Source organism: Pseudomonas sp. GW823-FHT06E10 (genome assembly GCF_058794995.1).
In genome coordinates this window covers 143,718-167,498 of sequence record NZ_JBXAHJ010000006.1, presented here as the reverse complement: position 1 = coordinate 167,498, position 23,781 = coordinate 143,718, and the positions used below count along the sequence as shown (strand labels likewise).

Sequence of the window (23,781 nt, the reverse complement as noted above, 5' to 3'; positions counted from 1 at the left end):
AAATAGTGGCTCCGCTTCTGGCGGCTGACGACTAGGGTGTAAAGACCTCAGTTCTCAGGATTCGCCATGCATCCCTACTTTTCCCTGCAAGGCCGCACCGCCCTGGTGACCGGCGGCACCCGTGGTATCGGCAAGATGATCGCCAAGGCCTACGTCGAGGCGGGCGCCACCGTATACGTCTGCGCCCGCGACGTCGAAGCCTGCCAGCAAACCGCTGACGAACTCGGTGCACTTGGGCGCTGCCGCGCCATCGCGGCAAACCTCGCCACCGAAGAGGGCGTCCTGCAACTGGCCACCCGCCTGGGCGAGCAGATCACTCATCTGGACATCCTGGTGAACAATGCCGGCACCACCTGGGGCGCACCGTTGGAGAGCTACCCGATCAAGGGCTGGGAAAAAGTCATGCAGCTCAACGTGACGTCGGTGTTCAACTGCATCCAGCAGTTCCTGCCCCTGCTGCGCAAGGCCGGTTCCGAAGCGAATCCGGCGCGGATCATCAACATAGGATCGGTGGCAGGGATTTCCTCCTTCGGCGAGCAGGCGTATGCCTACGGGCCGAGCAAGGCTGCGTTGCACCAACTGTCGAGGATTCTGGCGCGCGAACTGGTGAGCCAGCACATCAACGTCAACGTGATCGCCCCGGGGCGGTTTCCGAGCAAGATGACCCAGCACATCGGCAATGATGAACAGGCGCTGGCGCAGGATACGGCGTTGATCCCGATGAAGCGTTGGGGCCGCGAGGAGGAAATGGCGGCGCTGGCGATCAGCCTGGCGAGTACTGCCGGGGCTTATATGACCGGGAATATCATTCCGCTGGATGGTGGGTTCAGCCTGTAGATCGGCGGTGCGGCCATCGCGGGCAAGCCACGCTCCCACAGGTTTTGAGACGGACACAAATCTTGTGTGCGCTCGAGAACCCTGTGGGAGCGTGGCTTGCCCGCGATGACGGACCGATAGGCGCCACCGGGCCAAAGGCCGTGTGGGTTATCATGCCTGCCTTAAATTCCACCTCGACCCCAAACCATGACCTACAGCGTTTCCCCCATCGGCTTCGTGCGCTCCTGCTTCAAGGAGAAATTCGCCATTCCGCGCCAACCGCAACTGGCCCCGGCTGCCCGTGGCGTGCTGGAACTGGTGGCTCCGTTCGATCAAGGGGACGCGGTACAAGGCCTGGAGCAGGTCAGCCACGTGTGGCTGCTGTTCCTGTTCCACCAGGCCCTGGAAGAAAAACCTCGCTTGAAGGTCCGCCCTCCTCGCCTCGGCGGCAACAAGTCCATGGGCGTGTTCGCCACCCGCGCCACCCACCGCCCCAATGGCATCGGTCAATCCGTGGTCAAGCTGGACAAGATCGAAGCCAATCGCCTGTGGATATCCGGTATTGACTTGCTGGACGGCACGCCGATTCTCGACATAAAACCCTACGTGCCTTACGCCGACATCATCGATACAGCCACCAACAGCATCGCCAGCGCTGCGCCGCTGTTGATTCCCGTGCAGTGGACGGACGCAGCGCTGCAACAGGCTCACGAGCACGCTCAGCGCCTTGAGGAGCCTTTGGTTGAGTTGATCGAGCAATGCCTGGCGCAAGATCCACGCCCGGCCTATCAAATACCTGCACCCGAGCGGGAATACGGCGCGCAGTTCTGGGATCTGGATGTGCGTTGGCATTACCCGACACCGGAGCTGATCCGCGTCCTGGAAGTCATTCCCGCGCGGGTCTGAACTCCGGAAACGAAAAAGCCCGCATGACCTTCTCAGGTCATGCGGGCTTTTTAGATGCGCTGCAAATCTTCTGTAGGAGCGAGCATGCTCGCGAAAAACCTGAGGACGCCGCGGGGTATCAAGCTTCCCGCGTTATCGTTAACGACCATCGCGAGCCAGCTCGCTCCTACAGGCGACCTGCGGTCACTTCTCGACGAACGCCCGCTCGATCAGGTAATCACCCGGCTCGCGCATCCGCGGCGAAACCTTCAGGCCGAAGCTGTTCAGCACTTCACTGGTCTCGTCGAGCATGCTCGGGCTGCCGCACAGCATGGCGCGGTCGTCCTGCGGGTTGATCGGTGGCAGACCGATGTCGCTGAACAGCTTGCCGCTGCGCATCAGGTCGGTCAGGCGACCTTCGTTCTCGAACGGCTCACGGGTCACGGTCGGGTAGTAGATCAACTTGTCACGCAGTGCGTCACCGAAGAACTCGTTCTGCGGCAGGTGCTCGGTGATGAACTCGCGGTAAGCGACTTCGTTGACGTAACGAACGCCGTGGCACAGGATCACTTTTTCGAAGCGCTCGTAGGTTTCCGGGTCCTGGATGACGCTCATGAACGGCGCCAGACCGGTGCCGGTGCTGAGCAGGTACAAATGTTTGCCAGGCTTGAGGTCATCCAGTACCAGCGTGCCGGTAGGCTTCTTGCTGATGATGATCTCGTCGCCTTCCTTCAGATGCTGCAACTGCGAAGTCAGCGGACCATCAGGCACCTTGATGCTGAAGAACTCGAGATGCTCTTCCCAGTTCGGGCTGGCAATCGAGTAAGCGCGCATAAGCGGGCGGCCGTTGGGCTGTTGCAGGCCGATCATCACGAACTGACCGTTCTCGAAGCGCAGACCCGGATCACGGGTGCACTTGAAGCTGAACAGAGTGTCGTTCCAGTGGTGAACACTGAGGACACGCTCGTGGTTCATGTTGCTCATGTACGTGGGACTCCTGGAGATTTGTCTGCGCGTGTTCGGCGCCTGCTATGCAAAAAAGCCAGCTCTGCGCAATTGCATCGCATTCTAAAGGCAGAGACAATATCTGTTAAATGGATTATTAAGATAAGGGTTATCGGTTATATCGATATGCGATTTACTCTCCGTCAACTTCAAGTATTCGTCGCCGTCGCCCAGCAGGAAAGTGTGTCCCGTGCCGCGGGTCTGCTCAACCTCTCGCAATCGGCGGCGAGCACCTCGATCACCGAACTGGAGCGCCAGTGCAGCTGCCAGTTGTTCGACCGTGCCGGCAAACGGTTGAGCCTGAACGCCCTTGGTAAACAACTGTTGCCACAAGCGGTGGCGCTGCTGGACCAGGCCAAGGAAATCGAGGACCTGCTCAATGGCAAATCCGGTTTCGGCTCGCTGGCCGTGGGTGCGACCCTGACCATCGGCAATTACCTGGCCACATTGTTGATCGGCAGCTTCATGCAGCGCCACCCGGAAAGCCAGGTGAAGCTGCATGTGCAGAACACTGCCAATATCGTGCAGCAAGTGGCCCACTATGAAATTGATCTGGGTCTAATCGAAGGCGACTGCAGTCATCCGGACATCGAAGTGCAAAGCTGGGTCGAGGACGAACTGGTGGTGTTTTGCGCCCCTCAGCATCCGTTGGCCAAGCGTGGCACGGCCACCATGGAGGAGTTGAGCCACGAAGCCTGGATCCTGCGCGAACAGGGCTCGGGCACGCGGTTGACCTTCGATCAAGCCATGCGCCATCACCGCACTTCGTTAAACATCCGGCTCGAGCTTGAGCACACCGAAGCGATCAAACGCGCGGTGGAGTCTGGTTTGGGGATTGGCTGCATTTCCAGGCTGGCTTTGCGCGACGCATTTCGCCGCGGCAGCCTGGTGCCTGTCGAGACGCCGGATCTGGATCTGGCGCGACAGTTTTATTTCATCTGGCATAAACAGAAATATCAGACCTCGGCGATGCGCGAGTTCCTCGATCTGTGCCGCGCCTTCACCGCCGGGGTTCAGCGCAGCGACGAGATCGTGCTGCCGACGATCGCCTAGAGCAGAATCACCGCCCATACCAGGGCAATCATGCTCAATGCCACGGCCTGGGCGGCACTGCCCATGTCCTTGGCATTCTTGGACAGCGGGTGCCGCTCAAGGGAAATACGGTCGATGGCCGCTTCCACGGCCGAGTTGAGCAACTCGACGATCAACGCCAACAGGCATACCGCGATCAACAACGCCTGTTCGACCCGGCTGACATTCAGGAAGAACGACAAAGGAATCAGGATGACGTTGAGCAATACCAATTGCCGAAAGGCAGCTTCACCGGTGAAGGCTGCACGCAGGCCGTCCAACGAATAACCGGAAGCATTGAGAATACGTTTCAGGCCGGTCTGGCCTTTGAAAGGTGACATAGAGTGGGCAACTGGCAAAAAAGAAGTGGGAAAGCTAGTTCAACCAAAGTCAAAAAAGCGTGAATTTGCCAGCCTTTAATGGCTGGAAATTGACTCAAGTTGTTGCAAGAGCAGCGCGGCCTGGGTCCGGGTCCGCACATTCAGTTTACGGAAAATCGCGGTCACGTGCGCCTTGATAGTCGCCTCGGAAACACTCAGCTCGTAGGCGATCTGCTTGTTCAGCAAGCCTTCGCAGACCATGGTCAGCACCCGGAATTGCTGCGGGGTGAGGCTGGCAAGCCCTTCGCTGGCCGCCTTGGCTTCATCCGAGACGCTGACCGCTTCGAACGCCTGTGGCGGCCAGAACACGTCGCCATCGAGGACCGCCCGCACGGCTTTCTGGATCACACTCAAGTCGCTGGATTTGGGAATGAAGCCACTGGCGCCGAATTCACGAGACTTGACCATGATGGTCGGTTCTTCCTGGGCCGAGACCATGACCACCGGAATCTGCGGGTACTGCCCCCGCAGCAGGACCAGCCCGGAAAAACCGTAGGCCCCCGGCATGTTCAGGTCCAGCAGCACCAGATCCCAGTCGGACTTTTCCGTCAGGCGGGCTTCCAGTTCGGCGATGCTCGCCACTTCCACCAGACGGACATCCGGGCCAAGGCCCAAGGTCAGCGCTTGATGCAAGGCACTACGAAAAAGTGGGTGATCATCGGCAATCAGGATTTCGTATGTGGCCATTTTTCAAATGATCCTGTTTTTCATGGGACGCCCGATGCATTCGGACCTCGCCAAAGCACCTCAAGGCACAGCCACGGAGCTGCACTGACAAGGCACGCTCAGCGCAAAAAACGGCGCCGAAAACTCCGGCCGCACCCTAATCGGCGCCAAGCATGCCCAGCGAAACCGGGGTGGTCAAGCAGCATGGCCGGTACACTTTATTGCAGTATGCGCGACAATCAGTCCATCAATGGGGCGGCCACCTGAACATAGGGCATCAATTCGGCGTGCGCAGGGGTCGAAACGTTCATGTCCAACTGATGTTTGGCATCGAGGTAATGCTGGCTGAACACATCGAAGTAGGCATCCAGCGCCGACGCCGCCGCGACATCACCTGCAAGGTCGAGGCATAGCGCCGCCACTTCCGCCGTGCACAGATGCTCGCTGCGGGTCGAGCGGCGCAACCGGTAGCGGGAGAGTTTCTCTGGCAACAGACTGAGGATCGGCAGTCGGTCGAAATAGGGGCTCTTGCGAAAGATCTTTCGCGCTTCAGTCCAGGTCGCATCCAACAGAATGAAAAGCGGGCGCTTCGTGCCATCGACGTCCACGGTGTTTGTCACGCGCTCAGGTTCGACGTACTCACCCGGAAACACCAGGTAAGGCTGCCATTGCGGGTCGGACAACAGCGCCAGCAACTTCGGATCAACCTCGGTACGGGACCAGATGAAGGCATGGTTGTCAGGCACCACGTCGGCAATCAGCCAACCGGTGTTGCTCGGTTTGAACACCTCCTTGTTGGTCATGATCAGGCACACGCCGGAGCGGGTAGCGACCTGCGGACGCCATGCACACAGACAGTGACTCTCGATCACCCGGCAGTCACGGCAGCGCGGCGCACGCCAGCCGCGGGCCTGAATCGGCTTGATGCCCTCCTCTTCGCGCTGATCGCGCAAGCGGGCTACGGCATTCAAGGCAAAGCGCGCGGGGGTATGACTCATCGCGGGCAACGCCCACAGAGAAGGGAAATCGACACGAAAAACACTCGACAGGGTAAAAAGTGCCAGCAGTTTACCAGACCGCCCGGCGCAAGCCTGTACCGTCCAGCTAGCCTCCCCTATAATTCGCCGCCACTGAACGCACAGTCACGTGACGGGTCAAACCCCGCATCACTGAACCAGGAGAGTTTCATGCTGCGCCTTATCGTTCCTACCGCGGCCATTTTGCTGGCGTCGTCCTTCAACGCCCAGGCTGCGTCCTTGAAAGACACGGAACTGAACAAAATGCTGCAAAACGTCGCCACCCAAAGCAGCGTCGGCACTCCTCGAGCGATCAACGAAGACATTCTCGATCAAGGCTACACCGTTGACGGCAAACAGCTGATCAACCATCTGAGCGTGCAGAGCAGCCACGCCGACAAGATGCGCGCAGATCCAAAAGCGGTTTACTTCCAGTTGGGAGCCTCAGTCTGCCGAAACGAAGGGTTTCGCAAGCTGATGGCCAAGGGCGCGATCATGCGTTACGACTTCACTGAGGTGAAGACCAACCGCCCGGTCGGTTCCGCAAGCTTCCAGGAATCGGACTGCCTGCAACCTGCCAAGAAGAAAAAGTAATCACCTGGAGTTGGCGCGCCGCTGTTCATCTTCGGCGCGCAGTTCCGCCAGCAGCGCCTGCAAGTAATGCGAACGACGCTCGCCACCGCGCAAACGTCGGCAGCACTCCTCTTCGAGACTCAAATGATGGGTCTCGGCCGATGACTTCAGCAATCGATACAGTTGCGTATCGATCTCCAGAACGACTCTGGCCATGGTTTCCCGCCTCCTTGCACTTCACTCATGTTTGAGCAAAAAATCCTTGAACCGCTTGTATTGCGCGCCTTGCCGTTGACGCAAAGTTGTCGTGTCGCACCTGTAACTTAGTAAATCAGAGTGCAGCACACGCGACGTGCGTTCAGACGAGCGGTGAAAGCACCTTGCAAATCGTCAATAAGCGGTTGCCAGGAAAGACTTTGAGGCGCAATGATCAAGGCAGCGCAAATCACTGTGAAGGTCTAGATTTCAGGTTATCCACGTTCATTTTTCAGGGCTGGAAAGGGGCTGCCCGTCGCTTGTCGTATTGTGCGAATGTTTCTTTCATCCAAGGGAAAAACAGAACCTGTTTGGATGATCCGGTGTTTTTCGGGTCAAGTAGATCGCCCAGGCATGGGCCGGGGCAGACAGCGACACATGAAGTGTCGTGGCACCGACGTACGTTGTCGGGCCGAGGGTTCTGTGCAGAAGGAGAAGTTGAATGCCTTACCAACCGAATGACCTCCTGAGCCGTCATTTTGAAGAAAGCGGCCACGACCTCATCAGCAAGGTCGAAGAACAGCTCAAGCTGATTTCACCCAACAGCCCGAACATCCCGATCTACCGCGATATGATCCTGACCGTGCTACGCATGGCCCAGGAAGACCACAACCGCTGGAATGCCAAAATCACCCTGCAGGCCCTGCGCGAACTGGAACAGGCTTTTCGCGTGCTCGAACAATTCAAGGGACGGCGCAAGGTCACTGTTTTCGGCTCGGCCCGTACCCCCATGGAACACCCGCTCTACAGCATGGCCCGGGAACTCGGTGCCGCGCTGGCGCGCTCGGACATGATGGTCATCACTGGCGCCGGTGGCGGCATCATGGCCGCCGCCCATGAGGGCGCCGGACTGGCAAACAGCCTGGGGTTCAACATTACCCTGCCCTTCGAACAGCATGCCAACCCCACTGTCGACGGCACGACCAGCCTGCTGCCCTTCCACTTCTTCTTCACCCGCAAGCTGTTCTTCGTCAAGGAAGCCGATGCCCTCGTGCTGTGCCCGGGTGGCTTCGGTACCCTGGATGAAGCGCTGGAAGTACTGACACTGATCCAGACCGGCAAAAGCCCATTGGTACCCGTGGTGCTGCTCGACACGCCGGACGGCAAATTCTGGCAAGGCGCACTGGACTTCATTCACCAGCAACTGGAGGAAAACCACTACATCCTGCCCACTGACATGAAGCTGATGAAACTGGTCTACAACGTCGAAGAAGCGGTAGAGCACATCAACCAGTTCTACAGCAACTTCCACTCCAGTCGCTGGCTCAAGCATCAGTTCCTGATTCGCATGAATCACACACTCAGCGACCACGCCCTCGAACACATGCAGGAGGCATTCGCCGACCTGTGCCTGAGCGATCATTTCCATCAGCACGCTTACAGCGGTGAAGAACACAACGAAGCCGAATTCAGCCATCTGGCGCGGCTGGTCTTCAACTTCAATGCCCGCAATCATGGCCGCCTGCGCGAGCTTGTGGACTACATCAACCTGCCGGAAAACTGGGCACAATCAAAACCCCAGGTACAACAACGCACGCGGGAGCCGTCAAAGGTTTCGTGAGGCATAAAAAAACGGCCCGCTATCTAAATAGCGGGCCGTTTCAGTTCAATCGTCCATCCCTCGACCGCTGAACAGGCGGTTGATCATTTCCATGGAGTATCCCCGATACGCCAGGAACCTGCCTTGTTTGGCTCGCTCCCGGGCGTCTGCCGGCAATTGCCCGGAGAACTTGCGTCGCCAGGTATCGATCAATTGCTCCTGCCAATCGATACCGCTCTCACGCAGGGCGAGTTCAATATCGGTGCGCTGCAGGCCACGCTGGCCCAACTCTTCACGAATGCGTAAAGGGCCATAACCGGAGCGGGCGCGGTAGGAAACGAAACTTTCCAGGTAACGGGTTTCGGACAACAGCCCCTCTTCCGTCAACCGGTCGAGTGCTGTTTCGATCATTTCAGGGAGGGCGCCGCGCTGACGCAGTTTACGCGTCAGCTCGACACGACCGTGCTCGCGTCGTGCGAGCAGGTCCATTGCGGTTCGCCGCACCGCGACGAGTGTATCGAGTACGGCGGTCATCGCTTCGATCAGATATCAGCGTCAGCCAGGTCGTCTTCGGTCTCTTTGACCGCAGAAGCTTTGGCGTCCGCAACCGATGCAGGCGACAGCAGCTTGTCACGCAGTTGCTTCTCCAGCTTTGCCGCGACTTCCGGATTGTCTGCCAGGAACTTGGCCGAGTTGGCCTTGCCCTGACCGATCTTGGTGCCTTCATAGGCATACCAGGCACCGGACTTCTCGACGAAACCGTGCAGAACACCCAGGTCGATCATCTCACCGTTGAGGTAGATGCCCTTGCCGTAAAGAATCTGGAACTCGGCCTGACGGAACGGCGAAGCCACCTTGTTCTTCACAACCTTGACGCGGGTTTCGCTACCGACGACCTCATCACCTTCTTTCACCGCCCCCGTACGACGGATGTCCAGACGAACCGATGCGTAGAACTTCAGTGCGTTACCACCGGTGGTGGTTTCCGGGCTACCGAACATCACGCCGATTTTCATACGGATCTGGTTGATGAAGATCACCAGGCAGTTGGCGTTCTTGATGTTACCGGTGATTTTACGCAGTGCCTGGGACATCAGACGGGCTTGCAGGCCCACGTGCATGTCACCCATTTCGCCTTCGATTTCAGCCTTTGGCACCAGGGCAGCCACGGAGTCGACGATGATCACGTCAACCGCGTTGGAACGCACCAGCATGTCGGTGATTTCCAGGGCCTGCTCGCCGGTATCCGGCTGGGAAACCAGCAGGTCGTCGACGTTGACGCCCAGCTTGCCGGCGTACTCAGGGTCGAGGGCGTGTTCGGCGTCGACGAATGCGCAGGTCGCGCCGGCTTTTTGAGCCTGGGCGATCACGGACAAGGTCAGCGTGGTTTTACCGGAAGATTCAGGACCGTAGATTTCAACAATACGGCCTTTTGGCAGACCGCCGATGCCGAGAGCGATGTCCAGCCCCAGAGAGCCAGTGGAAATGGCCGGGATCGCCTGACGGTCCTGATCGCCCATACGCATTACGGCACCCTTGCCGAATTGACGTTCGATCTGACCCAGGGCCGCAGCCAAGGCTTTCTTCTTGTTGTCGTCCATTAAAGTCCTCACGTAATCAATAAGGCCTGACGGCCAACACCTGTATAAGTAGCCAGTATTATTCCACAGCGTTTCCGGATCGCCTACCCCTGATTTGAGATTTCTGCCGCGGCATAGCGCAGCAGCCCCTCTAGCGCGGCCTTCACCGTTTGTCGGCGGACGTCATCGCGATTACCCGGGAAGTGCTGCCGCTCGCAGAACACCTGATCTCCGACGCCCCAGGCCAGCCACACCGTGCCAACCGGCTTGTTCGCCGTTCCGCCATCCGGCCCGGCGATGCCACTGACCGCCACGGAGAAATACGCGCTATTTTTCTCCTGCGCCCCCCGGACCATCGCCTCGACCACCTCGCGGCTGACCGCGCCCACGGTGGTGAACAACTCCACCGGGACATTCAGTTGCAGGGTTTTCTGTCGGTTGGAATAAGTGACATAACCGGCCTCGAACCAGGCCGAACTCCCGGGGATACGGGTGATTGCCTCGGCGATGCCTCCGCCGGTGCAGGACTCCGCCGTGGTGACGTGGGCATTGAGAACCTGCAGGCGTCTGCCGAGTTCGGCGGCGAGCTGGGTGATTTCGTTCACGGTCATCTCCTGATCGGGCGGGATGAGGTTAACCGTACACGAGCAGACCGCACTTGCAAGCGACAGGAACGATCAAAATGTAAAGAACCGGAGGCTCTGGAAAAGGCCTGTCGGAGAATCAATCTTCCACGTCACCGGAGGGGGGATGGCCGATACCCATGCGCTTGGCCAGCCAACGCTCATACAACCCCAGAACGACGTCTGTCCCGGCCATCGCCGCTAAACAACCACCCGCACAAGCAGCCCAGATGGAAACATTGGCAGCGTGCAGCAGCATGATGACCGAAGCGCCGCAGATCATGCTGGACCCAGACCGCAGGCTCAGGCGTCGGACAAGGGACCAGCCACGAACGCCCTCTTTTTCGGCACGCCACATTTCACCGGCAACGCCACCAAGGATTGGCAGGCTGATGACCAGCCACAAAGGCATGTCCAGCAATGCATATTGCTCAGCGGTCATTTCATGCCTCCTTGAGTGAGTGATCACAGCGCATTCTTTAATAGTCAGGCAGCAACATTATGCACTTATGCATAATCAGTCAATGCACAAACGCATTACTAAAAGTATGCCCAATGCTTTCGGCACACGAAAAAAACCCGCTCGGGAAGCGGGTTTTATCTAAACGGATGAGTGTTAGCGGGCGTACATACCCCACCAGAAGACATGTCCGAGGATAACAATCGGCTCCTCCTGGATCTCCTGAAAGGTGTAATCTTCGTCCGGATGCTCGTCACGGTTGAAGCTGCGCAAGCGAATGCCGGTCGGCAGGCGATAGAGTTGCTTCACCCGCAATTGGCCGTTGTGATTGATTGCATAAAGGTCGCCGTCAACGATATCGCCAATGCCGCACTTGCCGGCATTGACCCCGACCGTGGCGCCGTCGCGCAGCACCGGCAGCATGCTGTTGCCACGCACTGTCACGCATTTGGCCTGGTCGAACTGCACGCCGTTATGGCGCAGGCTCCGTTTGCCGAAGCGCAGGCTAGAGCGCTCGCTCTCCTCAATAACGAATCTTCCCGATCCCGCAGCCAATTCAACCTCGCGAAGAAAGGGGACCGACACCTCGTCGTCATCGACTGGGGTATCGTCGTCCCACAGACTTATATCCTTGAGTTCCGAATGCACAGGAGCGCGCCCGGCATTGGCGGCAGACGAGACGTCCGCGCGGCCACGCAACTGGTCGGTGCTCAAGGCGAAATACTCGGCAATCTTCGAAATATGTTTATCCGAAGGATCGACGATCTTCCCGCTGAGAATGCGCGAGAGCGTGGACTGAGGCACGCCGGTGCGACGGTGAAGCTCCGTGGGGGAGATCCCGTGCTGATCGAGCAATGCCCTTAATACAGTAGATACGTTGCGCTTTTGCATAACGCGCATAGTGCTTGCACTTTTCGAAGAAGACAATGCTGATTTGCATAATCGATGCATAACATGATTTTTGCATCGTAAAGGATGTCACCCGGCCGTGGCGCCTGCGTCGGGCGGACCGCCCATGGTAACCTTGCGCCCATCGCGGAAAAGCCCGGCCGTTGCCCTGCTTTTGCCCCACCTCTTTCAACGAGCTTCCTGACAATCCGATGAATAAAGCCGTCTCCGACCTGTCCTCCCACACCCCGATGATGCAGCAGTACTGGCGCCTGAAAAACCAGCACCCGGACCAGCTGATGTTCTACCGCATGGGCGACTTCTACGAGATCTTCTATGAAGACGCGAAGAAGGCCGCCAAGTTGCTGGACATCACCCTGACGGCCCGCGGGCAGTCGGCTGGCCAGGCGATTCCGATGTGCGGGATTCCTTACCACGCCGCCGAGGGTTACCTGGCAAAACTGGTGAAGCTTGGCGAATCGGTGGTGATCTGCGAGCAGGTCGGCGACCCGGCCACCAGCAAAGGGCCGGTGGAGCGGCAGGTGGTACGCATCATCACGCCTGGGACAGTGAGTGACGAGGCGCTGCTCGACGAGCGCAGGGACAACCTGATCGCCGCCGTCCTGGGCGATGAGCGCCTGTTCGGCCTGGCAGTGCTGGACATCACCAGCGGCAACTTCAGCGTGCTGGAGATCAAGGGTTGGGAAAACCTGCTGGCGGAACTGGAGCGGGTCAACCCGGTGGAGTTGCTGATCCCGGATGACTGGCCCAAGGACTTGCCGGCGGAAAAACGCCGCGGCGTACGTCGCCGTGCGCCGTGGGATTTCGAGCGCGATTCGGCGCTCAAAAGCCTGTGCCAGCAATTCTCGACCCAGGACCTCAAGGGCTTTGGCTGCGAAAACCTGACCCTGGCGATCGGTGCCGCCGGTTGCCTGCTGGCCTACGCCAAGGAAACCCAGCGCACCGCCCTGCCCCACTTGCGCAGCTTGCGTCATGAACGCCTGGACGACACCGTGGTGCTCGATGGCGCCAGCCGTCGTAACCTGGAGCTCGACACCAACCTGGCCGGGGGCCGCGACAACACCCTGCAATCGGTGGTGGACCGTTGCCAGACCGCCATGGGCAGCCGCCTGCTGACCCGCTGGCTGAATCGCCCATTGCGCGACTTGACGGTGCTGTTGGCACGCCAGAGCTCGATCACCTGCCTGCTCGACGGTTATCGCTTCGAAAGACTGCAACCGCAGCTCAAGGAAATCGGCGACATCGAGCGGATTCTTGCGCGGATCGGCCTGCGTAATGCCCGCCCCCGCGACCTCGCCCGCTTGCGTGACGCCCTCGGCGCACTGCCCGAACTGCAAGTGGCAATGACGGAGCTCGAAGCCCCACACCTCCAGCAACTCGCCACCATCACCAGCACCTACCCGGAACTGGCGGCACTGCTGGAAAAAGCCATCATCGACAACCCGCCCGCGGTCATTCGTGACGGGGGCGTGCTAAAAACCGGCTACGACAGCGAACTCGACGAATTGCAGTCGCTGAGCGAAAACGCCGGACAGTTCCTGATCGACCTCGAGGCACGGGAAAAGGCCCGCACCGGCCTGTCGCATCTGAAGGTTGGTTACAACCGCATCCACGGTTACTTCATCGAGCTGCCAAGCAAGCAGGCGGAATCGGCACCGGCCGACTATATTCGCCGCCAGACGCTCAAAGGCGCCGAACGCTTCATTACGCCGGAACTCAAGGCATTCGAAGACAAGGCACTGTCAGCCAAGAGTCGCGCCCTGGCCCGCGAGAAGATGCTGTACGAAGCGTTGCTCGAAGATCTGATCAGCCAGCTGCCACCGTTGCAGGACACCGCCGGCGCCCTGGCCGAGCTGGACGTCTTGAGCAACCTGGCCGAACGTGCACTGAACCTCGATCTGAACTGCCCGCGCTTCGTCAGCGAGCCGTGCATGCGCATCAGCCAGGGTCGTCACCCGGTGGTCGAACAAGTGCTGACCACGCCGTTCGTGGCCAACGACCTGAGCCTGGACGACAACACCCGCATGCTGGTGATCACCGGTCCGAACATGGGCGGTAAATCCACCTACATGCGTCAGACCGCATTGATTGTGCTCCTGGCGCACATCGGCAGCTTCGTGCCAGCGGCCAGTTGCGAATTGTCGCTGGTCGACCGCATCTTCACCCGGATCGGCTCCAGCGATGACCTGGCCGGTGGGCGTTCGACCTTCATGGTGGAAATGAGCGAAACCGCGAACATCCTGCACAACGCCACCGAGCGCAGCCTGGTGCTGATGGACGAAGTCGGGCGCGGCACCAGCACCTTCGACGGTCTGTCCCTGGCATGGGCGGCGGCCGAGCGCCTGGCGCATCTGCGTGCCTACACGCTGTTCGCCACCCACTACTTTGAACTGACCGTCCTGCCGGAAGCCCAGCCGCTGGTGGCCAACGTGCACCTCAATGCCACCGAGCACAACGAGCGCATCGTGTTCCTGCACCACGTGCTGCCCGGGCCGGCCAGCCAGAGTTATGGCCTGGCCGTTGCGCAGCTGGCCGGCGTACCGAGCGAGGTCATCACCCGTGCTCGCGAGCATCTGAGTCGCCTGGAAGACACCGCCTTGCCCCACGAAACACCGGCACCGGCTAAAGGCAAACCGGCCGCGCCGCAGCAAAGCGACCTGTTCGCCAGCCTGCCGCACCCGGTGCTGGATGACCTGGCCAAGCTCGACCTGGACGACATGACGCCACGTCGTGCTCTCGAATTGCTCTATACACTAAAGACACGGATCTAACGCAGCGGCTTGCAAGCTGTTAGAATCTCGCGCGGTTTGGGATGCTGCTGGCTAATAGCCTGGCCAGCAGACTATCGCTCCCGAACCTGGCGACCCCTACGAGAAGGGGCGCAGCAAGCCGCGCCTGAGGAGAAAATTAGAAATGACCTTCGTCGTCACCGACAACTGCATCAAGTGCAAGTACACCGACTGCGTAGAAGTCTGTCCGGTGGACTGCTTTTACGAAGGCCCGAATTTCCTGGTGATCCACCCGGATGAGTGCATCGATTGCGCGCTGTGCGAACCTGAATGCCCTGCCGTGGCTATCTTCTCTGAAGATGAAGTTCCGGCCGGCATGGAAAACTTCATCGAGCTGAACGCTGAGTTGGCCGATATCTGGCCAAACATCACCGAACGCAAAGATCCAATGCCCGATTCCGCAGAATGGGACGGCAAGCCAGGCAAGATCGCAGACCTCGAACGCTGATTACCCCCGCGTTCGCGAAAAAGGCCCCACAAGGGCCTTTTTGCTTTTCTTCGGGCAAAAAAAGGGGCGGTTTGACCCGCCCACATTTTTTCCCTATTCCCTGTGTTCCTTTTCATCGTCCTGATGAATCGCGTCCTGCGATATCCATATCCCTCATCCATGAAGGACGTGTCTGTCCGTCGACACAACCTCAATACTAGAGTGTTCCCCTCCGGGATCAATCGGCCCTTGGCGCGAGATTCAGGTGTCACGCATCATTAATACTAAAAAATATTAATATAAATCAAAGATATATAAGCGGTCGACGCTCCGAATGGACGACTGCCGGGGTGTAAAAATAACGAACACTTACGCAAGAGTAAGCCTAGGCTTACAGCACGAAACCAAAATCCCGAGGGGACTCGGTCTCCTGGCCAGGCAATAAAAAACCCCGAGCCAGTCGGGGTTTTTCATGCCATCGCAGTGAGTGCCTTATTGGAACAGCGACTCGCTCGACAGACCATTTTTTTCCAGGATCTCGCGCAGCCGCTTCAAGCCTTCCACCTGAATCTGTCTGACCCGCTCCCGGGTCAGGCCGATTTCCAGGCCGACGTCTTCAAGGGTACTGCTTTCATGGCCGCGCAGGCCGAAGCGGCGTACAACCACTTCGCGTTGCTTGTCGGTCAGTTCCGAGAGCCATTGATCGATGCTCTGGGACAGGTCGTCGTCCTGCAACAGTTCGCATGGATCGGTTGGTCGGTCGTCAGTCAGGGTGTCCAGCAGGGTTTTATCCGAATCCGGACCCAGCGAGACGTCGACCGAAGAAACTCGTTCGTTAAGGCCTAGCATACGCTTGACCTCTCCCACCGGTTTTTCCAGCAGGTTGGCGATTTCTTCGGGTGAGGGTTCATGGTCGAGTTTTTGCGTCAGCTCCCGCGCGGCCCGCAGGTACACGTTCAGCTCCTTGACCACATGGATCGGCAGCCGGATGGTCCGGGTCTGATTCATGATTGCGCGTTCGATGGTCTGGCGAATCCACCAGGTCGCGTAGGTCGAGAAGCGGAAACCGCGTTCCGGATCGAACTTCTCCACCGCCCGGATCAAGCCGAGGTTGCCCTCTTCGATCAGGTCCAGCAGCGACAGCCCACGATTGACGTAGCGTCGGGCGATTTTCACCACCAGTCGCAGGTTGCTTTCAATCATGCGTTTGCGCCCGGCCGGATCGCCACTTTGCGACAGGCGCGCAAAATGAACTTCTTCTTCGGGTGATAGCAGGGGAGAGAAACCAATTTCATTGAGATACAACTGCGTGGCATCAAGTGCCCGCGTGTAGTCAATGTACTTGTGCTGTTTCAAGGATGCGGAGTGTTTGGATTTGGCACGAACGGAAGGTGGAGCCGCCCCTTCATCATTCGACATCGAATCCGTATCGATGCTGCTCTCCATCAGGAGAACCTCATCGTCGATGTCAAACTCCGGCACTTCTTTACTGAGAGCCATTGTTATAGTCCTTTGGTGAGTTCGACCTCAAGCTCAAGCGGCGCCTTTCTCCCTGGCAACGCTGGAGCCTGTCCCCTCTACGCGACGGAACAGGCTGGTAGCGATCAACGGCGTGGCAGGAATTGCAGCGGATCTACAGGTTTACCTTGGCGGCGAATCTCAAAATGCAGTTTCACCCGGTCTGTACCCGTTGACCCCATTTCGGCAATTGTCTGTCCGACCTTGACCTGCTGCCCCTCCCGAACCAACAGCCTGCGGTTATGTCCGTAGGCACTGACGTAGGTTTCACTGTGCTTGATGATCACTAATTCGCCGTAGCCCCTTAAGCCACTCCCGGCGTATACCACCGTCCCATCAGACGCAGCTAAAACAGGCTGTCCCAAATCTCCGGCGATATCAATTCCTTTATTCAAACTACCGTTTGAAGAGAATTTTCCAATCAGAATGCCATTAGATGGCCATCCCCAGCCGGTCGGGGCTGGCCCGGGAGGTGGCAAAGGAGCAGGGGCTGGCTTGCTCGCGACGGACGGTACAACCGTCGTTGTGCTGGTGGTCGTACCGTTTGCCGAACGACGGATGACCGTGGTTTTACTCGACGACGAAGGTGTTGAACTGGACGAGCTGACCACCGCCGTCGACGTTGAACTGGTACGACCATCAAAGCGAATCGTCTGACCCGGACGGATGGTGTAAGGCGCAGGAATGTTGTTGCGTGCCGCCAGGGCCTTGTAGTCCCAGCCGTAACGGAAGGCGATGGAGAACAGGGTGTCCTTGGGCCGAACAATGTATTGCCCGGTGGTCACGGCTGGACGCTGAGCCGCGGCATTGTTACGGTCCACGACACGAACATCGCTGGACTTGTTGCTGGAACAACCGACCAGCAAAGTGCTCAAGACAAGGCCAGTCACCAGGCGCTGAAAGCTCGTTTTACTCATACGCTGCGCAATGACTGTGAGACTCACCCGCCGCTCCCTCTGTGGTGGCTGAAAATGTGAAATGCCGGAGTCCGGCATGAACTGTCGCAAGTATAACGGGCCGTGCACGCTTTACCTTTAATGTGGCGAATCGGTGCCGCGCACACGTTTGCTGCCTGACGATGAATCCCGTTTAACACAACGATGCCGCTGTAAGACAAAGGCAATCGAAGAGAATTCAGCGTGCCGAAACAAATGCTCAGGCCAGTGGCCCATTGAGCAGTGGCACGAAGCGCACAGCCCCCAGGACATGCCTCGAAAAACCTTGTTCCTCGCGGATGATCAGCATCAATTGCTGGACTTCGCCGGCCCCGACCGGGATCACCATTCGGCCTCCCGGTGCCAACTGGTCAAGCAATGCCTGGGGCACGTCGGTTGCCACTGCGGTGACGATAATCCCGTTGTATGGTGCCAGTGCCGGCCAGCCCTCCCAGCCATCGCCCCAGCGGAACACCACGTTGCGCAGATTCAGTTCGACCAGGCGTTCCTTTGCCCGATCCTGCAGAACCTTGATGCGCTCGACCGAGAACACACGCTCGACCAGTTGCGACAGCACCGCCGTCTGATAGCCCGACCCGGTGCCGATCTCCAGCACCTTGTCGAGCGGACCGGCCTCCAGCAGCAGCTCGCTCATGCGCGCCACCATATAAGGCTGGGAGATGGTCTGGTTGTTGCCAATCGGCAGCGCGGTGTCTTCATAGGCACGGTGCGCCAGCGCTTCGTCGACGAACAGGTGGCGCGGGGTCCGGCGAATGACCTCCAGTACCCTGGCGTTGGAGATGCCTTCTTCGTACAGGCGCTGGATCAGCCGCTCCCGGGTTCGCTGGGAGGTCATGCCGATGCCGCGACGCAGCATATCGTCTTGTTCGCGACCCATCAGCGCAGCCCCTCCAGCCAGCCGTCCAGACTTCTGAAGGCATCATTGAAGGTGCGATCCAGTTGCAGCGGCGTGATCGAAACATAACCCTGCATCACTGCATGGAAATCGGTACCCGGGCCACCGTCTTCGGCATCCCCGGCCGCCGCGATCCAGTAACCGGACTTGCCCCGCGGATCCACCACTTTCATCGGTGCCGCGGCTCGGGCGCGATGGCCCAGGCGGGTCAGCTGGATACCGCGGATGCGGTCCAGCGGCAAATTGGGAATGTTCACGTTCAGTACCGTACGCGGTGGCAGATCCAGGTCAGCATGGGCTTCAACCAGTTTGCGCGCGAAATGGGCAGCTGTGGGAAGGTTCTCTACCTGGCGTGAGACCAGCGAAAAGGCAAACGAGGGGTGATTCAGAAATCGCCCCTCGAGGGCCGCCGCCACCGTGCCGGAATACAGGACATCGTCCCCCAGGTTCGCACCCAGGTTTATTCCGGAAACCACCATGTCCGCTTCGCGCTCCAGCAGGCCGTTGAGGCCCAGGTGCACACAATCGGTCGGCGTGCCGTTGAGGCTGATAAAGCCGTTGGCCAGGGTTTGCGGGTGCAACGGACGGTCGAGCGTCAGCGAACTGCTGGCGCCGCTCTTGTCCTGGTCCGGGGCGATAACCACGCACTCGGTGTAATCCGCCAGCGCAGCATAAAGCGCGGCGAGACCGGGTGCTGTTACCCCATCGTCGTTAGAAATCAGAATACGCATGGGCTGTCCGTCTGCCCCACCGGCACCAGATCAACAAGCTCGCGCACCAATACGGTGGCGAAGCATCCGGCCGGCAGGACGAATTCCAGTTGCAGAATGTCAGGCTCGGGATAATGCCACGTCAACCCGCCAATGGGCAGCCGCAGGATGCGACGTTCGTGGCTCATACCGGCGTTAATCAACCAATCGCGAAGGTCTGCTTCGCGCGCGGCGATTGCCTGCTCCAGTTCATGGACAACGCCCGTGGCCGGCGAGTCACCTTCGCCCCACTGCGGGCCGGTCGGGTGCAGATCGAGAATCGCCAGGCGCGGGTCGCTGCACTCGGCTTCGCCTGCCGGGAAAAAGCTGCGGCTGTCGGTGAACGCCAGCAGGTCACCGACCTGGGCACGCTGCCAGGTACCATCGGCGACACGTGCGGCCAACACCTGGTTGAACAGAAAACTGCGGGCGGTCGAGAGCAGACGCGAACGTACGTTGCGCTGCTCCGGCAAGGCCTTGCGCGCGGCCCAGGCGCGAGCATCGACGACGTTGCCGCCGTCATGGCCGAAGCGCTGTGCGCCGAAATAGTTAGGGATGCCGTGTTTAACGATCAGTTGCAGGCGTTCTTCGATAGCAGCCTTGTCGCCAGCGAACTGGGTGAGGCGCAAAGTGAAGCCGTTGGCCGAGTGGGCACCGCGTTGCAGTTTGCGCTTGTGGCGGGCGGTCTTGAGGATCTTCAGCGTATCGTTTTCCGCGGCCGACAGATCAGGGTCGGCCTTGCCCGGCAGTTGCACGCTGAACCACTGGCGAGTCAACGCCTGACGGTCCTTGAGCCCGGCATAACTGACGGTGCGCAATGGCACGCCGGCAGCCTTGGCAATCCGTCGCGCCGCTTCTTCAGTATTCAGACCACGCTTTTCCACCCAGATCCACAGGTGTTCGCCTTCGCCACTGAGGGGAATGTCGAGGACTTCGTCGACCTGGAAATCTTCGGCGATCGCTTTCAGGACCGCCGTGCCGAGGGCCTCACCGTAAGCCCGCGGGCCGAGCAATTGCAGTTCGTTCATGCGCGCAGCAACAAGGCAACGGAGTGCACGGCAATGCCTTCTTCGCGACCGACAAAGCCGAGCTTTTCGGTGGTGGTAGCTTTCACGTTCACTTGATCCAACTCTACTTGAAGATCCGCGGCAATCAGCGCGCGCATCGATTCGATATGCGGGGCCATTTTCGGCGCCTGGGCGACGATGGTGTTATCGACGTTGCCGACTTTCCAGCCTTTGGCATGGACCAGTGCGACGACGTGACGCAACAGCGCACGGCTGTCGGCGCCCTTGAATTGCGGGTCGGTATCCGGGAAATGCTTGCCGATGTCGCCCAGCGCCGCGGCGCCGAGCAAGGCATCGCTCAAGGCGTGCAAGAGGACGTCACCGTCAGAGTGGGCGAGCAGCCCGAAGCTGTGTGCAATGCGCACACCGCCCAGAGTGATGAAATCGCCTTCAGCGAAACGGTGCACATCATAGCCGTGGCCAATACGCATAAAAAAACGCCCCGATTTTTGTCAGGGCGTGATTCTACCTGCATTAGCCAACCAGAGCATGCGCGTGATGCCGCAAGTGCTCATCGATGAAACTGGCAATGAAGAAATAGCTGTGGTCATAGCCCGGTTGCAGGCGCAACGTCAGCGGGTGACCGGCCAGTTTGGCCGCCTGCTGCAAGGCTTCCGGCTTGAGCTGGTTGGCGAGGAAGTCGTCGCGATCACCTTGGTCGACCAACAGCGGCAGCTTTTCATCGACCTCGGCAATCAACGCGCAGGCATCCCATTCGCGCCATTTCGAACGGTCCTCTCCCAGATAGCGGGAAAAGGCTTTCTGCCCCCACGGGCAATCCATCGGGTTGTTGATTGGCGAGAACGCCGACACCGACAGATAGCGCCCCGGATTGCGCAAGGCGCAGACCAGCGCACCGTGGCCGCCCATGGAATGGCCACTGATACCGCGCCTGTCCGACGCCGGGAAATGGGCTTCGACCAATGTCGGCAATTCCTGCACGACATAGTCATGCATCCGATAGTGACGCGACCAAGGCTCCTGAGTGGCATTCAGGTAAAACCCGGCGCCGAGGCCAAAGTCCCAGGCGCCATCCGGATCGCCCGGCACTTCAGGACCGCGAGGGCTGGTGTCCGGTGCGACGATGATCAGACCGAGCTCCGCGGCCATGCGCATGGCGCCGGCCTTCTGCATGAAGTTCTCGTCGGTGCAGGTCAGGCCGGACAACCAGTACAACACCGGCAGCTTGCCGCCCTGCTCCGCTTGCGGCGGCAGGTAGACGGCGAACACCATGTCGCAGCCGAGCACTTCCGAGCGATGGCGATAGCGTTTGTGCCAGCCGCCGAAGCTTTTCTGGCAGGAGATGTTTTCCAGGCTCATGGCGGACCTCAGAAATGGATGACGGAGCGAATGCTTTTCCCTTCGTGCATCAGGTCAAACGCCTTGTTGATATCTTCCAGGCCCATGGTGTGGGTGATGAAGGTATCCAGCGGAATCTCGCCGGTTTCGGCCATTTCCACATAGCTTGGCAACTCGGTACGACCGCGCACGCCGCCGAACGCCGAACCGCGCCAGACGCGACCGGTGACCAACTGGAACGGACGGGTCGAGATTTCCTGGCCGGCACCGGCAACGCCGATGATCACCGACTCCCCCCAACCCTTGTGGCAGCACTCCAGTGCGGCGCGCATCAGTTGCACGTTACCGATGCACTCGAAGGAAAAATCCACGCCGCCATCGGTCATGTCGACGATGACTTCCTGGATCGGACGATCGAAGTCTTTCGGGTTCACGCAGTCGGTTGCACCCAGCTGCTTGGCAATCTCGAATTTGGCCGGGTTGATGTCGATGGCGATGATGCGGGCAGCCTTGGCTTTTACGGCGCCGATAACAGCCGACAGACCGATGCCGCCAAGACCGAAAATGGCGACCGTATCACCCGGTTTCACCTTGGCGGTGTTGAGCACTGCACCGATACCGGTAGTGACACCGCAGCCCAGCAGGCAGACTTTTTCCAGTGGCGCTTCCTTGGCGATTTTCGCAACGGAAATCTCCGGAAGCACGGTGTACTCGGAGAACGTGGAAGTACCCATGTAGTGGAAAATCGTTTCGCCCTTGTAGGAAAAACGCGAAGTACCGTCGGGCATCAAGCCTTTGCCCTGGGTCGCGCGAATCGCCTGGCAGAGGTTGGTTTTTCCCGACAGGCAGAATTTGCACTGGCGGCATTCCGGGGTGTACAGCGGGATCACATGATCACCGACTGCAACGGAGGTCACGCCCTCGCCGATCGCTTCCACGATCGCACCACCTTCATGGCCGAGGATCGACGGGAAGATGCCTTCCGGATCAGCGCCGGACAGTGTGTAGGCATCGGTATGGCAAACACCGGAGGCCACCACACGCAGCAAGACTTCGCCGGCCTTGGGCATGGCGACATCGACTTCAACGATTTCGAGGGGCTTCTTGGCCTCGAAGGCAACGGCGGCGCGCGACTTGATCATGGTGATTCTCCAGTGAATTAAAACGAGACAAGGAGTGTAATACATGGCTCAACGATGAATAATCGATGCAAATGCAAAATATTATTGCCATACAGGGATAATCATTGATGTCCGAAAATCGCTGGGAAGGGATCGACGAGTTTGTCGCCGTTGCCGAATGCAGCCAGTTCACCGCTGCCGCGCAACGCCTGGGGGTTTCTTCCTCCCATATCAGTCGACAAATCGTACGCCTCGAAGAGCGCCTGCAAACCCGCCTGCTCTACCGCAGCACCCGCCGGGTCACGCTGACCGAGGCCGGGCAAACCTTCCTGCAACATTGTCAGCGCTTGCAGGATGGCCGCGAAGAGGCGTTGCGCGCGGTGGGCGATTTGACCAGCGAACCCAAGGGCATGCTGCGCATGACCTGCGCCGTGGCTTACGGCGAGCGCTTCATCGTGCCGCTGGTGACCCGCTTCATGGGGCTGTATCCGCAACTGCGGATCGACATCGAACTGAGCAATCGCCAGCTTGACCTGGTGCACGAAGGCCTCGACCTGGCGATTCGCCTCGGGCGCTTGCAGGACTCACGACTGGTCGCCACCCGCCTCGCGCCGCGACGCATGTTTCTCTGTGCATCACCCTCCTACATTGAACGCTACGGTCGCCCGCACAGCCTGTCGGAGCTGAGTCGCCACAACTGCCTCATCGGCAGCTCGGACCTCTGGCAACTTGAACAGAACGGGAGGGAGTTTTCGCAAAGGGTGCAAGGAAACTGGCGCTGCAACAGTGGGCAAGCCGTACTGGATGCTGCGCTACAAGGCGTAGGGCTGTGTCAGTTGCCGGACTATTACGTGCTGGAACATTTGAATAGCGGCGCGTTGATTTCGTTACTGGAGGCGCATCAACCGCCGAACACGGCGGTTTGGGCGCTGTATCCGCAGCAGCGGCATCTGTCGCCGAAGGTGCGCAAGTTGGTGGATTTTTTAAAAGAGGGATTGGCTGAAAGGCCGGAATACCGAAGCTAGCTGGCGTGTCAGCAAGATGCCGGTGCCCAGACTACCGCTATCGCGAGCAAGCTCGCTCCCACAGTGGGCGGGGTCGAACGCAAATCTTGCAAACGCCAGCAAACCCTGTGGGAGCGAGCTTGCTCGCGATTGGGGACAACACTGAACCCAAATCAA

The 23,781-nt window shown here is 59.2% G+C and carries 26 protein-coding genes; 8 read left to right on the top strand and 18 right to left on the bottom strand.

From position 1 onward, the window contains the following. Positions 1–66: 66 nt before the first annotated feature. Together AC1Q6Y_RS12220 and tsaA are read left to right on the top strand one after the other, a co-directional pair. On the top strand, positions 67–837 hold the full coding sequence (locus AC1Q6Y_RS12220) for an SDR family oxidoreductase (RefSeq protein WP_057716145.1): 771 nt from the start codon (positions 67–69) through the stop codon (positions 835–837). Between the two features lie 186 nt (positions 838–1,023). Beyond that, positions 1,024–1,722, top strand: coding sequence for a tRNA (N6-threonylcarbamoyladenosine(37)-N6)-methyltransferase TrmO (gene tsaA / locus AC1Q6Y_RS12215; protein WP_090453501.1), 699 nt, complete (start codon positions 1,024–1,026; stop codon positions 1,720–1,722). Between the two features lie 183 nt (positions 1,723–1,905). On the opposite strand, the gene fpr is transcribed toward tsaA, so the two are convergent. Further along, on the bottom strand, positions 1,906–2,685 hold the full coding sequence (gene fpr, locus AC1Q6Y_RS12210) for a ferredoxin-NADP reductase (protein ID WP_008054100.1): 780 nt from the start codon (positions 2,683–2,685) through the stop codon (positions 1,906–1,908). A gap of 147 nt (positions 2,686–2,832) precedes the next feature. On the opposite strand from fpr, the gene AC1Q6Y_RS12205 reads away from it, so the two are divergent. Then, the gene (locus tag AC1Q6Y_RS12205) at positions 2,833–3,759 is read left to right on the top strand and encodes a LysR family transcriptional regulator (RefSeq protein WP_043302480.1); all 927 of its coding nucleotides are present in this window, start codon (positions 2,833–2,835) and stop codon (positions 3,757–3,759) included. Here AC1Q6Y_RS12205 and AC1Q6Y_RS12200 read toward each other — a convergent pair. The 3 genes from AC1Q6Y_RS12200 to AC1Q6Y_RS12190 form a co-directional block, all read right to left on the bottom strand. Further along, on the bottom strand, positions 3,756–4,118 hold the full coding sequence (locus AC1Q6Y_RS12200) for a diacylglycerol kinase (RefSeq protein WP_057716147.1): 363 nt from the start codon (positions 4,116–4,118) through the stop codon (positions 3,756–3,758). The genes AC1Q6Y_RS12205 and AC1Q6Y_RS12200 overlap by 4 nt on opposite strands. Positions 4,119–4,193: 75 nt before the next feature. After that, a complete protein-coding gene (gene erdR / locus AC1Q6Y_RS12195) occupies positions 4,194–4,844 on the bottom strand; it encodes a response regulator transcription factor ErdR (protein WP_090453499.1) in 651 nt (216 codons plus the stop codon). A 218-nt stretch (positions 4,845–5,062) separates the two neighbouring features. Next, entirely contained in the window at positions 5,063–5,821 is a 759-nt protein-coding gene (locus AC1Q6Y_RS12190) for a tRNA-uridine aminocarboxypropyltransferase (protein ID WP_154861805.1), read from the bottom strand. Between the two features lie 189 nt (positions 5,822–6,010). Between AC1Q6Y_RS12190 and AC1Q6Y_RS12185 the strand changes: the two genes are divergently transcribed. Beyond that, positions 6,011–6,433 (top strand): PA3611 family quorum-sensing-regulated virulence factor, encoded by a 423-nt coding sequence (locus AC1Q6Y_RS12185; protein WP_057716150.1) that lies wholly within the window; start codon positions 6,011–6,013, stop codon positions 6,431–6,433. Here the strand turns inward: AC1Q6Y_RS12185 and AC1Q6Y_RS12180 are convergent, their stop codons facing one another. After that, a complete protein-coding gene (locus AC1Q6Y_RS12180) occupies positions 6,434–6,628 on the bottom strand; it encodes a hypothetical protein (protein ID WP_057716151.1) in 195 nt (64 codons plus the stop codon). Between the two features lie 481 nt (positions 6,629–7,109). Between AC1Q6Y_RS12180 and AC1Q6Y_RS12175 the strand changes: the two genes are divergently transcribed. After that, complete coding sequence (locus AC1Q6Y_RS12175; RefSeq protein ID WP_057716152.1) at positions 7,110–8,228, top strand: LOG family protein; 1,119 nt, start codon at positions 7,110–7,112, stop codon at positions 8,226–8,228. Between the two features lie 45 nt (positions 8,229–8,273). Here AC1Q6Y_RS12175 and recX read toward each other — a convergent pair whose 3' ends face one another. From recX to AC1Q6Y_RS12150, 5 genes are all read right to left on the bottom strand, one after another. After that, positions 8,274–8,741: a recombination regulator RecX gene (gene recX, locus AC1Q6Y_RS12170; RefSeq protein ID WP_056720921.1), complete on the bottom strand. Its 468-nt coding sequence runs from the start codon at positions 8,739–8,741 to the stop codon at positions 8,274–8,276. A gap of 8 nt (positions 8,742–8,749) precedes the next feature. Continuing rightward, positions 8,750–9,808, bottom strand: a complete 1,059-nt coding sequence (recA, locus tag AC1Q6Y_RS12165; RefSeq protein ID WP_007996915.1) for a recombinase RecA — start codon at positions 9,806–9,808, stop codon at positions 8,750–8,752. Positions 9,809–9,891: 83 nt separating this feature from the next. Continuing rightward, a complete protein-coding gene (locus AC1Q6Y_RS12160) occupies positions 9,892–10,392 on the bottom strand; it encodes a CinA family protein (RefSeq protein WP_057716659.1) in 501 nt (166 codons plus the stop codon). 118 nt (positions 10,393–10,510) lie between these two features. Further along, positions 10,511–10,852: a phage holin family protein gene (locus tag AC1Q6Y_RS12155; RefSeq protein ID WP_492624623.1), complete on the bottom strand. Its 342-nt coding sequence runs from the start codon at positions 10,850–10,852 to the stop codon at positions 10,511–10,513. 174 nt (positions 10,853–11,026) lie between these two features. Continuing rightward, entirely contained in the window at positions 11,027–11,761 is a 735-nt protein-coding gene (locus AC1Q6Y_RS12150) for a LexA family transcriptional regulator (RefSeq protein ID WP_150812917.1), read from the bottom strand. A 209-nt stretch (positions 11,762–11,970) separates the two neighbouring features. Between AC1Q6Y_RS12150 and mutS the strand changes: the two genes are divergently transcribed. Both mutS and fdxA read left to right on the top strand, forming a co-directional pair. Then, positions 11,971–14,550 carry a DNA mismatch repair protein MutS gene (mutS, locus tag AC1Q6Y_RS12145; RefSeq protein WP_492624622.1) on the top strand — a complete coding sequence of 860 codons (2,580 nt, stop codon included), beginning with the start codon at positions 11,971–11,973 and terminating at the stop codon, positions 14,548–14,550. Between the two features lie 142 nt (positions 14,551–14,692). Next, the gene (fdxA, locus tag AC1Q6Y_RS12140; protein ID WP_007970729.1) at positions 14,693–15,016 is read left to right on the top strand and encodes a ferredoxin FdxA; all 324 of its coding nucleotides are present in this window, start codon (positions 14,693–14,695) and stop codon (positions 15,014–15,016) included. Between the two features lie 471 nt (positions 15,017–15,487). On the opposite strand, the gene rpoS is transcribed toward fdxA, so the two are convergent. From rpoS to AC1Q6Y_RS12100, 8 genes are all read right to left on the bottom strand, one after another. Continuing rightward, positions 15,488–16,495 (bottom strand): RNA polymerase sigma factor RpoS, encoded by a 1,008-nt coding sequence (gene rpoS / locus AC1Q6Y_RS12135; protein ID WP_007990225.1) that lies wholly within the window; start codon positions 16,493–16,495, stop codon positions 15,488–15,490. A 104-nt stretch (positions 16,496–16,599) separates the two neighbouring features. Then, positions 16,600–17,457, bottom strand: coding sequence for a peptidoglycan DD-metalloendopeptidase family protein (locus tag AC1Q6Y_RS12130; RefSeq protein WP_150812916.1), 858 nt, complete (start codon positions 17,455–17,457; stop codon positions 16,600–16,602). Between the two features lie 211 nt (positions 17,458–17,668). Beyond that, positions 17,669–18,304 carry a protein-L-isoaspartate(D-aspartate) O-methyltransferase gene (locus tag AC1Q6Y_RS12125; protein WP_172435346.1) on the bottom strand — a complete coding sequence of 212 codons (636 nt, stop codon included), beginning with the start codon at positions 18,302–18,304 and terminating at the stop codon, positions 17,669–17,671. A gap of 41 nt (positions 18,305–18,345) precedes the next feature. Continuing rightward, complete coding sequence (gene surE, locus AC1Q6Y_RS12120; RefSeq protein ID WP_057716156.1) at positions 18,346–19,095, bottom strand: 5'/3'-nucleotidase SurE; 750 nt, start codon at positions 19,093–19,095, stop codon at positions 18,346–18,348. Next, positions 19,083–20,141 (bottom strand): tRNA pseudouridine(13) synthase TruD, encoded by a 1,059-nt coding sequence (truD, locus tag AC1Q6Y_RS12115; protein WP_057716157.1) that lies wholly within the window; start codon positions 20,139–20,141, stop codon positions 19,083–19,085. The genes surE and truD overlap by 13 nt, the downstream gene beginning before the upstream one ends. Further along, on the bottom strand, positions 20,138–20,611 hold the full coding sequence (ispF, locus tag AC1Q6Y_RS12110) for a 2-C-methyl-D-erythritol 2,4-cyclodiphosphate synthase (RefSeq protein WP_007970721.1): 474 nt from the start codon (positions 20,609–20,611) through the stop codon (positions 20,138–20,140). The genes truD and ispF overlap by 4 nt, the downstream gene beginning before the upstream one ends. Before the next feature lie 43 nt (positions 20,612–20,654). Next, on the bottom strand, positions 20,655–21,500 hold the full coding sequence (gene fghA, locus AC1Q6Y_RS12105) for an S-formylglutathione hydrolase (RefSeq protein ID WP_057716158.1): 846 nt from the start codon (positions 21,498–21,500) through the stop codon (positions 20,655–20,657). Between the two features lie 8 nt (positions 21,501–21,508). Continuing rightward, positions 21,509–22,621: an S-(hydroxymethyl)glutathione dehydrogenase/class III alcohol dehydrogenase gene (locus AC1Q6Y_RS12100; protein ID WP_015093777.1), complete on the bottom strand. Its 1,113-nt coding sequence runs from the start codon at positions 22,619–22,621 to the stop codon at positions 21,509–21,511. Between the two features lie 107 nt (positions 22,622–22,728). On the opposite strand from AC1Q6Y_RS12100, the gene AC1Q6Y_RS12095 reads away from it, so the two are divergent. After that, entirely contained in the window at positions 22,729–23,625 is an 897-nt protein-coding gene (locus AC1Q6Y_RS12095; protein WP_340316466.1) for a LysR family transcriptional regulator, read from the top strand. Positions 23,626–23,781 lie beyond the last annotated feature (156 nt).